12 protein-coding genes are annotated in these 13828 nt (G+C 60.3%); 8 read left to right on the forward strand and 4 right to left on the reverse strand.

Annotated elements, in window-relative coordinates:
- The first annotated feature begins 122 nt into the window (after positions 1 to 122).
- From QNH97_RS10275 to QNH97_RS10290, 4 genes are all read left to right on the forward strand, one after another.
- Positions 123 to 596, forward strand: a complete 474-nt coding sequence (locus QNH97_RS10275; RefSeq protein ID WP_283556703.1) for a MarR family winged helix-turn-helix transcriptional regulator — start codon at positions 123 to 125, stop codon at positions 594 to 596.
- Positions 593 to 2062, forward strand: coding sequence for an efflux transporter outer membrane subunit (locus tag QNH97_RS10280; RefSeq protein WP_283556704.1), 1470 nt, complete (start codon positions 593 to 595; stop codon positions 2060 to 2062). The genes QNH97_RS10275 and QNH97_RS10280 overlap by 4 nt, the downstream gene beginning before the upstream one ends.
- Positions 2063 to 2077: 15 nt before the next feature.
- On the forward strand, positions 2078 to 3277 hold the full coding sequence (locus QNH97_RS10285) for an HlyD family secretion protein (RefSeq protein ID WP_283556705.1): 1200 nt from the start codon (positions 2078 to 2080) through the stop codon (positions 3275 to 3277).
- A gap of 222 nt (positions 3278 to 3499) precedes the next feature.
- A complete protein-coding gene (locus QNH97_RS10290) occupies positions 3500 to 5029 on the forward strand; it encodes a DHA2 family efflux MFS transporter permease subunit (RefSeq protein ID WP_283556706.1) in 1530 nt (509 codons plus the stop codon).
- Between the two features lie 165 nt (positions 5030 to 5194).
- Here the strand turns inward: QNH97_RS10290 and QNH97_RS10295 are convergent, their stop codons facing one another.
- Both QNH97_RS10295 and QNH97_RS10300 read right to left on the reverse strand, forming a co-directional pair.
- On the reverse strand, positions 5195 to 5950 hold the full coding sequence (locus tag QNH97_RS10295) for a UDP-2,3-diacylglucosamine diphosphatase (RefSeq protein WP_283556707.1): 756 nt from the start codon (positions 5948 to 5950) through the stop codon (positions 5195 to 5197).
- The gene (locus QNH97_RS10300) at positions 5947 to 6450 is read right to left on the reverse strand and encodes a peptidylprolyl isomerase (protein ID WP_283556708.1); all 504 of its coding nucleotides are present in this window, start codon (positions 6448 to 6450) and stop codon (positions 5947 to 5949) included. Before QNH97_RS10300 ends, QNH97_RS10295 begins: the two co-directional genes overlap by 4 nt.
- A 248-nt stretch (positions 6451 to 6698) precedes the next feature.
- Here QNH97_RS10300 and QNH97_RS10305 point away from each other — a divergent pair, with 248 nt between their 5' ends.
- The 3 genes from QNH97_RS10305 to QNH97_RS10315 all read left to right on the forward strand — a co-directional run bounded on the left by QNH97_RS10305 (position 6699) and on the right by QNH97_RS10315 (position 10578).
- Entirely contained in the window at positions 6699 to 8396 is a 1698-nt protein-coding gene (locus QNH97_RS10305; RefSeq protein WP_283556709.1) for a glutamine--tRNA ligase/YqeY domain fusion protein, read from the forward strand.
- 21 nt (positions 8397 to 8417) lie between these two features.
- The gene (gene cysS, locus QNH97_RS10310) at positions 8418 to 9800 is read left to right on the forward strand and encodes a cysteine--tRNA ligase (protein WP_283556710.1); all 1383 of its coding nucleotides are present in this window, start codon (positions 8418 to 8420) and stop codon (positions 9798 to 9800) included.
- A gap of 322 nt (positions 9801 to 10122) precedes the next feature.
- Positions 10123 to 10578, forward strand: a complete 456-nt coding sequence (locus tag QNH97_RS10315) for a DUF2214 family protein (protein WP_283556711.1) — start codon at positions 10123 to 10125, stop codon at positions 10576 to 10578.
- Between the two features lie 197 nt (positions 10579 to 10775).
- On the opposite strand, the gene csrA is transcribed toward QNH97_RS10315, so the two are convergent.
- Entirely contained in the window at positions 10776 to 10970 is a 195-nt protein-coding gene (gene csrA / locus QNH97_RS10320) for a carbon storage regulator CsrA (RefSeq protein ID WP_003179932.1), read from the reverse strand.
- Between the two features lie 247 nt (positions 10971 to 11217).
- Here csrA and QNH97_RS10325 point away from each other — a divergent pair, with 247 nt between their 5' ends.
- The gene (locus QNH97_RS10325; RefSeq protein WP_283556712.1) at positions 11218 to 11577 is read left to right on the forward strand and encodes an SPOR domain-containing protein; all 360 of its coding nucleotides are present in this window, start codon (positions 11218 to 11220) and stop codon (positions 11575 to 11577) included.
- Between the two features lie 801 nt (positions 11578 to 12378).
- Here the strand turns inward: QNH97_RS10325 and QNH97_RS10330 are convergent.
- The gene (locus QNH97_RS10330) at positions 12379 to 13554 is read right to left on the reverse strand and encodes an integrase core domain-containing protein (protein ID WP_283553383.1); all 1176 of its coding nucleotides are present in this window, start codon (positions 13552 to 13554) and stop codon (positions 12379 to 12381) included.
- Positions 13555 to 13828: the final 274 nt, after the last annotated feature.

Here is a 13828-nt window from a genome sequence, read left to right on the forward strand (position 1 = left end):
CCCCACAGACTTTCTGCGTTCGTCTGTTAGTACGTAGCAACCTATCTATTTGTTTGACATTTGCTGCCTAAGCAGTAATATCTCGACACACATTCACTGCCTAGGCAGCAAACGGTGGTCAGATGAAGCATTTCACCCCAGACGATTTCCACAATTGCCATCTCGGCATGCTGCTCGGCCGCGCCGCGCTGCTCAAGGACCGGATCATCGATACCCACATGGAACCCGTCGGCATCACCGCCGCGCAGTTCAAGGTATTGATCATCATGGCCCAGCACGGCATCGACACACCCGCCGAGCTGTGTCGGTACCTGTCCCTGGACAGCGGCTCGATGACCCGGATGCTCGATCGCCTGGAGCAGAAAGGTTTCCTCGCCCGCCAACGCTCGGTGGATGACCGTCGGCAAGTGCTGCTGGTGCTGACCGAAGCCGGCCAGGCCCTGGCGGATCGCCTGCCGGTGATCGGCGCCGATGCCATGAACCAGTTGGCCAACGCCATCAGCCGCGAGGAGCTGCAAACCCTCGAACAGATCCTCAAGAAAATTCTGCTTGCCGCCGGTGATCCCATCACCGTGTTGCGAATGGGGGACAAATGAAGCGTAAGACCTTGCGTGCCCGCCTGAGCCTGGTGGTGTTGGCCATGAGCCTGGCCGGTTGTGCCAGCTACAGCGGCCTGCAGACCGAAGGCGTCAGCCTTGAAGCCCAGAGTCTCAAGGCTGGGCAATCCCTGAACGGCGTCACCTTGTCGCCGGCCTCATGGCCGAAAAGCGACTGGTGGAAAAGCCTCGGCGACCCACAACTCGACGGGCTGATTCGCGAAGCCTTGCGTGACAGCCCGGACATGCAGATCGCCAGCGCCCGGGTGCATCAGGCCAGTGCCGCGGCTTACGCCGCCAACGCCGCGCGCATGCCGACCCTGGATGCCAGCGGCAGTGTCAGCCGTTCGCGCCTGGCTCGGGATCAGGATCCGCAGGGGCAGGGCGGTGCCTACAGCACCTTGCGTTCGCTGAGTGTCGATTTCAATTACAACTTCGACCTCTGGGGTGGCCAACGGGCCGCCTGGGAAGCCGCCCTGGGCCAGGCCCGTGCCGCCGAGATCGATCGCCAGGCCGCGCAACTGACCCTGGCCGCCGACGTGGCCCGGGCCTACAGCGACCTCGGCCAAGCCCACATCATTTATGACTTGGCCTCCGAAGACCTCAAGCGCACTCGGCAAATGCTTGACCTGGGCAAGCGCCGCCTCAACGCCGGGATCGACAGCGAATACCAGTTCCAGCAGACCGAAAGCCTGGAAGCCAGCGCCGACGCGACCCGCATCGACGCAGAGAAACGCCTGCAAAGCGCCAGGATTGCCCTGGCAGTGTTGCTGGGCAAGGGCCCGGACCGTGGCAATGAAGTCGCCCGGCCCAACGTGCTGCAAGCCAGCGCGGTTGCCCTGCCGTCGAACCTGCCGGCCGAGCTGCTGGGCCGCCGTCCGGACCTGGTCGCGGCGCGTTGGCGGGTCGAGGCGGCGGGCAAGGACATCGAGGCCGGCAAGACCAACTTCTACCCCAACCTCAACTTGGGCGCGGCGGCGGGAGTGCAGTCGCTGCTGGGGGATGCAATGTTCGGCTCGGCCAGTCGCTTCTTCAATGTGGCGCCAACCGTGTCGTTGCCGATTTTCGATGGCGGACGCTTGCGAGCGGACCTGGATGCCCGGGACGCCGACTACGACATGGCGGTGGCGCAGTACAACAAGAGCCTGGTCAAGGCACTTGGGGATGTCAGCGACACCATCAATCAACTGCGCGACATCGCGCGGCAGATCGGCGCCCAGCAACATGCCACCGATATCGCACAGCACTCCTACGACACCGTGGTCCAGCGCTACGGCTCCGGCATCGGGAATTACCTGGACGTGCTGAGCATCGAGCAGCAATTGCTCCAGTCCCAGCGCCAACTGGCGAACCTGAATGCCGAACAGATCGATTTGTCGATCCAGCTGATGCAGGCCCTGGGCGGTGGTTTCGAGCCCCAGGCCCTGGCTGCGGCCACGCCGGCCTCCACCACGCCGAATAACTGATTCGAGGTACTTGTCATGGCCACTGCCGAAACGACTCAATCCGAACCTACTCAAGACAACAGCAACCCGCGCAAGCGCAAGGTCATGCTGGTGGCACTGGCGGTGATCGTCATCCTCGCAGGCGTAGGCGTCTGGGGTTGGCATGAACTGTATGGCCGCTGGAACGAAAGCACCGACGATGCTTATGTGAACGGCAACGTGGTGGAGATCACGCCGCTGGTCACCGGCACTGTGGTGAGCATCGGCGCCGACGACGGTGACCTAGTGCGAGAAGGCCAGGTGCTGGTGCAATTCGACCCAAGCGACGCCCAGGTCGGGCTGCAAAGTGCCCAGGCCAATTTGGCCCGGACCGTGCGTCAGGTGCGTGGCTTGTACAGCAACGTCGACGGCATGCGGGCGCAGGTCAACGCGCAAGAAGCCGAGGTGCAGAAGGCCCAAGAGAACTACAACCGACGCAAGAACCTGGCGGCCGGCGGGGCGATTTCCCAGGAAGAGCTGTCCCACGCCCGGGACGACCTGACCTCGGCGCAAAACGCCCTGGCCAATGCCCGGCAACAGCTCAAGACCACCAGCGCGCTGGTGGATGACACGGTGGTGTCATCCCATCCCGATGTGCAGGCCGCTGCCGCGCAATTGCGCCAGGCGTACCTGGCCAATGCCCGTAGCACCCTGATCGCGCCGGTCACCGGTTATGTCGCCAAACGCACCGTGCAACTGGGTCAGCGGGTGCAGCCGGGCACGGCGCTGATGGCGGTGATCCCGTTGGACCAGCTGTGGATCGACGCCAATTTCAAGGAAACCCAACTGCGCGACATGCGCATCGGCCAACCGGTGGAGATTGAAGCCGACCTGTACGGCAGCGATGTGAAGTACAGCGGCACCATCGACAGCCTCGGCGCCGGGACTGGCAGCGCGTTTGCCTTGCTGCCGGCGCAGAACGCCACCGGTAACTGGATCAAGATCGTCCAGCGGGTGCCGGTGCGCATCCATGTCAATGCCCAGGAGCTGGCCAAGCATCCGTTGCGGGTGGGCCTGTCGACCCAGGTCAACGTCAACCTGCACGACCAGAGCGGCCCGGTACTGGCGCAACAACCACCGCAGAAAGCCTCGTTCAGCACCCAGATATACGACCAGCAACTGGCCGACGCCGACGCGATGATCACGCGACTGATTCACGACAACAGCGCGGGTGCCGGCAAGACGGTGCAGCGCTAGGCCGTTACGGCGTGAATCTGTGGGAGCGAGCTTGCTCGCGATAGCGGCGGGTCAGTTTGCATCAGTGGTGACTGATACACCGCTATCGCGAGCAAGCTCGCTCCCACAGGTTTTGTGTTCACCCCAGTTCATTCAAGCGACCTTGATGAACGGCAGTGTGTTCCCACAGGTTCTGTGCCTTGCCCCGAACGATTCACCACCTTCGCTCCATAGGATTTCGCAATGAGCAATAACGCGTCTTTCACGCCGCCCAGCCTGTTGCTCAGCACCATCGGGCTGTCGCTGGCGACGTTCATGCAGGTGCTCGACACCACCATTGCCAACGTCGCCTTGCCGACCATCTCCGGCAACCTGGGTGTCAGCTCGGAGCAGGGCACCTGGGTCATCACTTCGTTCGCGGTGAGCAACGCTATCGCGTTGCCGTTGACCGGCTGGCTGGCCCGGCGGTTTGGCGAAGTGAAGCTGTTCTTGTGGGCGACCCTGCTGTTCGTGCTCGCCTCGTTTCTGTGCGGTATCTCCACCTCGATGCCGGAGCTGATTGGTTTTCGCGTGCTCCAGGGGCTGGTGGCCGGGCCGTTGTACCCGATGACCCAGACCTTGCTGATTGCCGTGTATCCGCCGGCCAGGCGTGGCATGGCCCTGGCGTTGCTGGCGATGGTCACGGTGGTGGCACCGATTGCGGGGCCGATCCTCGGTGGCTGGATCACCGACAGTTACAGCTGGCCGTGGATCTTCTTCATCAACGTGCCCATCGGGATCTTCGCGGTGATGGTGGTGCGCCAGCAGCTCAAGGCGCGGCCGGTGGTCACCAGTTACCAGCCGATGGATTACGTGGGGTTGATCACGCTGATCATCGGCGTCGGTGCGCTCCAGGTGATCCTCGACAAGGGCAATGACCTGGACTGGTTCGAGTCGAACTTCATCATCATGGGCGCGGTGATTTCGGTGATTGCCCTGGCGGTGTTCGTGATCTGGGAGATGACTGACCGGCATCCGGTGGTCAATCTCCGGCTGTTCGCCTACCGCAACTTTCGCATCGGCACCATCGTGCTGGTGGGCGGCTATGCCGGATTTTTCGGCATCAACCTGATCCTGCCGCAGTGGTTGCAGACCCAGATGGGCTACACCGCCACCTGGGCTGGTCTGGCGGTAGCGCCCATCGGGATCCTGCCAGTGCTGATGTCGCCCTTCGTCGGTAAGTATGCGCACAAGTTCGACCTGCGCCTGTTGGCCGGGCTGGCGTTCCTGGCCATCGGCCTGAGTTGCTTCATGCGCGCCGGGTTCACCAATGAGGTGGATTTCCAGCACATCGCCCTGGTGCAGTTGTTCATGGGCATCGGTGTGGCGCTGTTTTTCATGCCGACCTTGAGCATCCTGATGTCGGACCTGCCGCCCCACCAGATTGCCGACGGCGCGGGGCTGGCAACGTTCCTGCGGACCTTGGGTGGCAGCTTTGCCGCGTCCCTGACCACCTGGATCTGGATCCGCCGGGCCGACCAGCATCATGCCTACCTGAGTGAAAGCATCAGCACGTTCGAGCCCGCCACCCGCGAGGCGCTCAACCAGCTCGGCGGCGCGAGCACGCCGGCCTATGCCCAGCTTGACCAGGTCCTCACCAGCCAGGCGTACATGCTCTCCACCGTGGATTACTTCACGCTGATGGGGTGGGCGTTCATGGGCTTGATCGTGTTGGTGTGGCTGGCGAAACCGCCGTTTGCGGCGAAGGCGGGGCCGGCTTCGGCGGGGCACTGATCCAGAAGTGAAATGCAATCCAATGTGTGGGCATGCTGTTCACTTGAAATTCACCTGAATCCCTGTGGCGAGGGAGCTTGCTCCCGCTTGAGTGCGAAGCACTCATATAAAAAAGGGGCTGCTGCGCAGCCCAGCGGGAGCAAGCTCCCTCGCCACAGGGGGAATTCAGGTTGGGTGGGGTGCTGGCAGTTGCGGCGGCGGGGCAAAACCAAACGGCGCCAACGCAAACCCCTGTTCATCCACCTGCAATGCCCACCCTTGCTTGTCCCAGTCCCCCAGCACGATGCGTCGGGCAGCGTGTTCGCCCAGTTGCAGCTTATGGATGGCGGGGCGGTGGGTGTGGCCGTGGACCAAGGTCTTTACGCCGTATTGCTGCATGATCCGCGGGATCTCTTCGGGCGTGACGTCGACGATGTCATTGGCTTTCATCCGCGTCTGCGCACGGCTTTCGTTGCGCAGTTTGCGCGCCAGTTTCTGGCGACTGCCCAGCGGCAGATGGCGGAGGATGAACAGCGTGACCGGATTGCGCAGCCAGCGCCGCAGCTTCATATAGCCTTCGTCGCGGGTGCAGAGGCTGTCGCCGTGCATCAGCAGCACCGGTTCGTCGTTGAACTGCACGACACTCGGGTCCTTGAGCAGGGTGCAGCCGGCCGCTTTGCAGAAGGCCTGCCCCAGCATGAAGTCGCGATTGCCGTGCATCAGGAAAATGGCCGTGCCGCTGTCGCTCAACTCGCGCAGGGCCTGGCAGATGGAACGCTGGAACGGCGTCATGGCATCGTCGCCGATCCAGGCTTCGAAAAAGTCGCCCAGAATGTACAACGCTTGCGCCGAGCGGGCGCGTGTGGCGAGTAAATCCAGAAACGCCCGGGTGATGTCCGGGCGCTCCTCTTCCAGATGCAAGTCTGAAATCAGCAATATCACCCGATGATCTCGGCTTTCTCGATGATCACGTCTTCTGCCGGGACGTCCTGGTGGCCAGCCTTGGACGTGGTGGAAACGCCTTTGATCTTGTCGACGACGTCAGTGCCTTCAATCACTTTGGCGAACACCGCATAGCCCCAGCCCTGGGTGGTCTTGCTGCTGTGGTTGAGGAAGCTGTTGTCGGCCACGTTGATGAAAAACTGCGCAGAGGCCGAATGCGGCTCCATGGTACGAGCCATGGCAACGCTGTATTTTTCGTTCGGCAGGCCGTTGTCGGCTTCGTTCTGGATGCTCGGGCGCTTGTCTTTCTTTTCTTTCATGCCAGGCTCGAAACCGCCGCCCTGGATCATGAAGTTACCGATGATCCGGTGGAAAACGGTGTTTTCGTAGTGGCCGGCCTTGACGTACTCAAGGAAGTTGGCAACGGTCAGCGGAGCCTTCTCGGCGTTCAGTTCCAGGACGATGTCGCCATGGTTGGTGGTCAGTTTGACTTGAGTCATGATCGGTACTCTTTCAAGGAATTCGTGGGTTTCGGGGCATTAATGCCCGCAACCGGTCTGGCTGCAACGGCCAGGCTGGGCAGTTTAGCGCGCCAGGCACGAATTTCGAGGCTGTTTTTCATCTGGTCGTCGATTAAATTCAATCGTTTACCGGCCTGGCCTGTCAGCTGCTTGACAGCATCGGCTATGATACGGGCTTTGATTTATCAGGCCGCACCCGGCCGCGCACTTGTCTGTTCAAGGATCCTATGAGCAAGCCCACTGTCGACCCTACCTCGAATTCCAAGACCGGCCCGGCCGTGCCGGTCAATTTCCTGCGCCCGATCATCCAGGCGGACCTGGATTCGGGTAAGCACACACAGATCGTCACTCGCTTCCCGCCGGAACCCAACGGCTACCTGCACATCGGCCATGCCAAGTCGATCTGCGTGAATTTCGGCCTGGCCCAGGAGTTCGGCGGCGTCACGCACCTGCGTTTCGACGACACCAACCCGGCCAAGGAAGACCAGGAATACATCGACGCGATCGAAAGCGACGTCAAGTGGCTGGGTTTCGAATGGTCCGGTGAGGTGCGCTACGCCTCGCAATATTTCGACCAGTTGCACGACTGGGCGGTGGAGTTGATCAAGTCCGGCAACGCCTACGTCTGCGACCTGACCCCCGAGCAGGCCAAGGAATACCGTGGCAGCCTGACCGAGCCGGGCAAGAACAGCCCGTTCCGGGATCGCAGCGTCGAAGAGAACCTCGACCTGTTCGCCCGCATGCGCGCTGGCGAATTCCCGGACGGCGCACGGGTGCTGCGGGCCAAGATCGACATGGCCTCGCCGAACATGAACCTGCGCGACCCGATCATGTACCGCATCCGTCACGCCCATCACCACCAGACCGGTGACAAGTGGTGCATCTACCCGAACTATGACTTCACCCACGGTCAGTCGGACGCCATCGAAGGCATCACCCACTCGATCTGCACCCTGGAGTTCGAAAGCCATCGTCCATTGTACGAGTGGTTCCTCGAGCACCTGCCCGTGCCGGCCAACCCGCGCCAGTACGAGTTCAGCCGCCTGAACCTGAACTACACCATCACCAGCAAGCGCAAGCTCAAGCAACTGGTGGACGAGAAGCACGTCAACGGCTGGGACGATCCACGGATGTCGACGCTGTCGGGCTTCCGCCGTCGTGGCTACACGCCGAAATCGATCCGCAACTTCTGCGAGATGGTCGGCACCAACCGTTCCGACGGCGTGGTGGACTTCGGCATGCTGGAATTCAGCATCCGCGATGACCTCGACCACAGCGCCCCGCGCGCCATGTGCGTGCTGCGTCCGCTGAAAGTCGTCATCACCAATTACCCGGAAGGCCAGGTCGAGAACCTCGAGCTGCCACGCCACCCGAAAGAAGACATGGGCGTGCGCGTCCTGCCGTTCGCCCGGGAAATCTACATCGACCGCGACGACTTCATGGAAGAGCCGCCAAAAGGCTACAAGCGCCTGGAGCCTGCCGGCGAAGTGCGCCTGCGCGGCAGCTACGTGATCCGCGCCGACGAAGCGATCAAGGACGCCGACGGTAACATCGTCGAGCTGCGTTGCTCCTACGATCCCGACACCCTGGGCAAGAATCCGGAAGGTCGCAAGGTCAAGGGCGTGATCCACTGGGTGCCGGCCGCCGCCAGCGTCGAGTGCGAAGTGCGCCTGTACGATCGCCTGTTCCGTTCGCCGAACCCGGAAAAGGCCGAAGACAGCGCCAGCTTCCTGGACAACATCAACCCTGACTCCCTGCAAGTACTCACTGGTTGTCGTGCCGAACCCTCGCTGGGCAACGCACAGCCGGAAGACCGTTTCCAGTTCGAGCGCGAAGGTTACTTCTGCGCAGATATCAAGGACTCGAAACCCGGTGCTCCGGTGTTCAACCGTACCGTGACCTTGCGCGATTCCTGGGGTCAGTGATCAAGTCTTAAGGGAAACCCTGTGCTTACGATCTACAACACGCTCACCAAGAGCAAAGAAGTCTTCAAGCCGCTGGATGGCAACAAAGTCCGCATGTACGTCTGCGGGATGACCGTGTACGACTACTGCCACATCGGGCATGGCCGCAGCATGGTCGCCTTCGACCTGGTGACCCGCTGGTTGCGTTTCAGCGGTTATGACCTGACCTACGTGCGCAACATCACCGACATCGAAGACAAGATCATCAATCGTGCCCGCGAAAATGGTGAGCCTTACGATGCGCTGACCGAGCGCATGATCCAGGCCATGCACGAGGACGAGGCGCGCCTCAATATCCTCAAGCCGGACCTGGAACCCCGTGCCACGGACCACATTCCGGGCATGCTGAGCATGATCCAGACCCTGATCGACAAGGGCTACGCCTACGCGCCGGGCAATGGTGACGTGTACTACCGCGTCGCCAAGTTCATGGGCTACGGCAAGCTGTCGCGCAAGAAAATCGAAGACCTGCGCATCGGCGCACGCATCGAAGTCGACGAGTCAAAACAAGACCCGCTGGACTTCGTCCTGTGGAAAGCCGCCAAGCCGGGCGAGCCGAGCTGGGAGTCGCCGTGGGGCGCCGGGCGTCCGGGCTGGCACATCGAATGCTCGGTGATGTCCACCTGCTGCCTGGGCGAGACCTTCGACATTCATGGCGGCGGCAGTGACCTGGAATTCCCGCACCACGAAAACGAAATCGCCCAGAGCGAAGCCGCCACCGGCAAGACCTACGCCAATGCGTGGATGCATTGCGGCATGATCCGGATCAACGGCGAGAAGATGTCCAAGTCCTTGAACAACTTCTTCACCATCCGCGACGTGCTCGACAAGTACCACCCTGAAGTCGTGCGTTACCTGCTGGTGTCGAGCCATTACCGCAGCGCCATCAACTATTCGGAAGACAACCTCAAGGACGCCAAGGGTGCCCTGGAGCGTTTCTATCACGCGTTGAAAGGCCTGCCGAGCGTGCCGGCTGCCGGTGGCGAAGCGTTTGTTGCACGGTTTACCGAAGTGATGAACGACGACTTCGGCACGCCGGAAGCGTGCGCGGTGCTGTTCGAGATGGTGCGCGAGATCAACCGCCTGCGTGAGAGCGATCTCAATGCCGCGGCAGGCCTGGCGGCGCGCCTGAAGGAGTTGGCCAGCGTATTGGGTGTGTTGCAGCTCGAGGCTGACGACTTCTTGCAAGCCGGTGCCGAAGGCCGTGTGGACGCCGTCGAGGTCGAAGCATTGATCCAGGCGCGCCTGACCGCGCGGGCCAACAAGGACTGGGCCGAATCCGACCGCATCCGTGACCAGCTCACCGCCATGGGCGTGGTGCTGGAAGACGGCAAGGGCGGGACGACCTGGCGTCTGGCGGACTGAGTCCACCCCGGCCTATGTGGGAGCGAGCCTGCTCGCGAAGGCGTCGGCACATTCATCATTGATGCAAGCTGACCTACCGCTTTCGCGAGCAAGCTCGCTCCCACAAGGGTTCTGCAGTGTCCACAGATCCGGCATTCGCCCCAAATCCCTGTGGGAGCGAGCTTGCTCGCGATAGCGTCGGATCAGTCAACACTAATACTGACTGAACGATTGCCATCGCGAGCAAGCTCGCTCCCACATTTTTTTGTGTCCAGCCTGGCAATCATTCTTTTATGAGCTAGTACTGTCAGGTCAATTCGACGTTCTCTGAAAGGACTCTTCCATGTTGGCTCATTGGTCTCTGGCGGCCATTCATCTTCTGGCGTTAGCCCTTGGATTCTGGGCGGTGCTGACGCGCGGCACGGCGCTGCGACGCCTGGCGGGCGGCGTGGATACGGTTCGGAGTGTGTTGATTGCGGACAATGTGTGGGGGCTGTCGGCACTGGTATTGCTGGTGACCGGTGGGATGCGGGCGTTCGGTGGCTACGAAAAAGGCTCGGACTATTACCTGCACCAACCCCTGTTTCACCTGAAGATGACCTTGTTCCTGCTGATCCTGCTGCTTGAAATCGCGCCAATGATCACCTTGATCAAATGGCGGATGGCGTTGGGCAAGGGTGCCTCGATCGATCCCTCAAGGGCTGGCCGGTTTGCCCGGATCAGCCACATCGAAGCCTTGCTGCTGGTATTGATGGTGATCGCCGCCACCGGCATGGCCCGAGGTGTGAGCTTGGGCTGACCGGCCACATACACCTGCTTCGTAGCCATTAAAACGAAACGTCTGACAGCCATGCTACTAGCCATGCCATTAGTATCGGTTTCACGGGCTGGACGAAAATCAAAGGCGGGGTGGAGCAGGGTACGGCTCGGTCGGCCTGAATCTTTAGCCAGCCATTGCGGCGATGCAAACGGGCTGGCTACGGACTGCTGCAAGGCTCAGGGAGTTTGCGGTTTATCAGGGGCGGTAAGGCCTGCCTGAATACGCTGATAAATCTCTTCGCGATGCACCGCAACGTTTTTCGGGGCATTGATGCCGATCCGGACTTGTTGGCCACTCACGCCCAGAATGGTGATCGTGATGTCGTCACCAATGTTTATGCTTTCACCGACTTTGCGGGTGAGTATCAGCATGGTGTTCTCCTTGATTGCTTTATAGGGCACCTGATTCAGACAGTGCAGATGTCGGTACTGCTTATAGATTAGTGCTAAGTGTCACAATGTGGGTGCCTCTTTCTGACGCGCAGACGCAGCATTAATTCCCAGGGTGCGACTATACAGAGACGCCGGGCAGGATTCTCGTGTTTTGAGCACTGTTTGCGGCGTTCTGGGTGGGTGTGAGTGTTAAAATCCGCACCTCATGTCTTCCAGGGGAAACGTTGTGCGCAAATTGGCTTGGGTTATTGCGGTATTGGTATTGGCAGGGTGTGGTGAAGGACGTGATGTCAAGGCACCGAAACCGACCGCGACTTCCGCACCTGCAGCCGTTGCTGCGCCGCAGTGGGGGGTTGAGGTTCGAGGCGAAACGCCGCAGGCCGTCAGCGACCTGACCGGCTGGCTGATCGAGCACAGTTTCATGTCGAGCGTGGTGCGGGAAAATGGTAAGGATCGGGTCTTGGTTGGCCCTTTCAGCTCCAAGGCCGAGGCCGAGGCCAAGCAGGAGCAAGTCGCGGCTGCCCTGGTTCGGGCGAAAAAGCGCAATATCGAGGCGTTGGTGGTGGATTATCCGACGGCCCCGTAACGCGGCTGGATGCTAATCGGGCAGATGGACGGAAGGTCTCGTATGTCCGGGCGATGCTGTCCCGTTAAGAAAAACGCGGCTTCTTCCTGTGGGGCGCGGGCGGTTTTTTGGAGCTCGTCTTTGTGAAGGGTGGTTTATGGTTTGTGTGTATATCCGTTGCTGCGGTAACGGCGGCTTACGGTTCCGCTCTTACAGCGGGTCACTTTTGGAAGAGCGCCAAAAGTAACCAAAAGCGCTTTTGCCCCACCACTTGGTGCCTCGCCTAGGCTCGGCATGCCCTCTCTCCGGCATTGCTCCGTGGGCCGCCGCGAAGGGCCCTCCATGGCCCAGCGCGGCTATCCCGGCATCCATGCCGGGATGCCCACGGAGCAATGTCTGCGTTCGGCCATCGTGGTTAACGGGGCGCCCCAGATCAAAAGCCGAAGCGAGGCGGCCTTATAGCCGACCTGGCTTCATGGGGGCGTGTTCATCCTGTGGGAGTGTGCTTGCTCGCGATAGCGGTTCAGCTACATAGATGCTGGATGTGCCCTGCTCTTGCCGTTGCTCTTGCCGTTGCTCTTGCCGTTGCTCTTGCTCTTGCTCTGGACGTTGATCTCGGCGCCCCATTAACCACGCTGGCCGAACGCAGGCATTGTGGAGTGGGCATCCCGGCATGGATGCCGGGATAGCTGCGCTGGGCCATGGATGGCCCTTCGCAGCGGGCCCACGGAGCAATGCCGGAGTGAGGGCACACCGAGCCTAGGCGAGGTGCCGAGTGGTGGGGCTGTACGGGACAACCACATGGGTTACAAAAAAGAGCATTCACATAGGTGACACTTTTATTGAAACATAACCGTTCTTCGCGTCCCTGGCATTGACGTGACCTAGGATCACCGGACCGAAGATCACATTCCATACCCCGTCTTTGATCATCTCCATTCCAATGTTCTGATGCCTGAGCAGATTCCCCACGTATATCCGCAGGCCAGCTCGATTAATGATGCCGCTACCATCTGCCAGGTAACACTCAATATGGCTCGCATATCCCATTTCCGGTAGCTTCTCCGGATAAGATCGAGTTGAGGGCATATAGCAGGTCGCCGGGGTTTTCTGGCCGAGCGCCTCGTGTCCTCGCTCATAATTGTAGTGCTGCATAAATCGATCAAAGTGTTTTTGCTGAGCCTCCCAAGCAATTGCCGGCGGTTGGGGAAAGGTACTTTTCAAAGTCCGATGCATGCGCTCATGTCGTCCATTTTGGTCTGGCCGACCGGGCTCAATTCGCTCAGGAATAATCCCAAGCCGCAGCCACCAGATCGACAACTGCGACAGCCCCGCACGCCCTGTACTGGCAAACGGCACGCCGTTATCGGTGCGGATGCGCTCAGGCATCCCATACTCACGAAAAACGCGCTCGAAGGTTTGCTGGGTCTCCTTGAGATTGGTATTGGCCATACTCTCGCAGGCCAGCAGGAAGCGACTGGCATGATCCATGATCGTCAGCGGATAGCACCAAACGCCCGCCCCGGTAAGGAACTGGCCCTTGTAATCTGCACTGAAGATCTGATTAGGCGTTTCTGCCTTACGCAAAGGCTTGGGATAGACAGCGACACGCTGACGCGACGGTCGAGGCGTGATCAGGTCAGCTGCCTTAAGTATGTTGTAAATGGTCGTTTTCGACGGAGGATCCTGGCCGGGGAAACGCGTCATCAAGTCGTTCTGAATCTTTTTAGGTCCCGGAACCGTTTCGCCAACAGAACGAAGCTCAATGATCGCCTGCCTCACGGCCAGCGGCACCACATAGGTTTGGTTGATCCGTCGGCGGCTACGTTCGTCAAGCCCGCTGGGGCCCTCCCGCTCATAGCGTTCAACCCATTTGTAGCCAGTCTTTCGGCTGATCTGATAGTCCTGGCACAGCCGGCTAAAGCTGTGCTTTTCAGACAGATACTCAGCGATGAACATCACTTTAAGGTCCATAGGTTTCAGCTCTTTCCAGGGCATGGTCAGATCCTCGCGAAATCGACCCTGCCAGTTAAAAACTGTTACCTATGTGCGTGAACTGATTTGTAACCCATGTGGGTGAGTCATACCGGGCAAAGCGCTTTGGTTACTTTCGCGCTTTTCGAAAGTGACCCGCCGTAAGGGCGGAACCGCCAGCCGCCGTTACCAAAAAAACGGATATACACGCGACCGTAGTGCTGTTTACTTAAAAAAAACGGTGCTTCTTCTAGAGGGCGGGCACCGTTTTTTTGGGGGGCTCATATTGTATTTGGGC

The organism is Pseudomonas sp. G2-4 (assembly GCF_030064125.1).
In the GTDB taxonomy this organism is placed as follows: domain Bacteria; phylum Pseudomonadota; class Gammaproteobacteria; order Pseudomonadales; family Pseudomonadaceae; genus Aquipseudomonas.

What these genes read in the sequence shown, in the direction of transcription:
- QNH97_RS10300 (WP_283556708.1), bottom strand. Translation starts at nt 6,450, where the DNA reads ATGACTCAAGTCAAACTGACCACCAACCATGGCGACATCGTCCTGGAA.
- QNH97_RS10275 (WP_283556703.1), top strand. Translation starts at nt 123, where the DNA reads ATGAAGCATTTCACCCCAGACGATTTCCACAATTGCCATCTCGGCATG.
- QNH97_RS10315 (WP_283556711.1), top strand. Translation starts at nt 10,123, where the DNA reads ATGTTGGCTCATTGGTCTCTGGCGGCCATTCATCTTCTGGCGTTAGCC.
- QNH97_RS10280 (WP_283556704.1), top strand. Translation starts at nt 593, where the DNA reads ATGAAGCGTAAGACCTTGCGTGCCCGCCTGAGCCTGGTGGTGTTGGCC.
- QNH97_RS10305 (WP_283556709.1), top strand. Translation starts at nt 6,699, where the DNA reads ATGAGCAAGCCCACTGTCGACCCTACCTCGAATTCCAAGACCGGCCCG.
- QNH97_RS10285 (WP_283556705.1), top strand. Translation starts at nt 2,078, where the DNA reads ATGGCCACTGCCGAAACGACTCAATCCGAACCTACTCAAGACAACAGC.
- QNH97_RS10290 (WP_283556706.1), top strand. Translation starts at nt 3,500, where the DNA reads ATGAGCAATAACGCGTCTTTCACGCCGCCCAGCCTGTTGCTCAGCACC.
- csrA (WP_003179932.1), bottom strand. Translation starts at nt 10,970, where the DNA reads ATGCTGATACTCACCCGCAAAGTCGGTGAAAGCATAAACATTGGTGAC.
- QNH97_RS10330 (WP_283553383.1), bottom strand. Translation starts at nt 13,554, where the DNA reads ATGCCCTGGAAAGAGCTGAAACCTATGGACCTTAAAGTGATGTTCATC.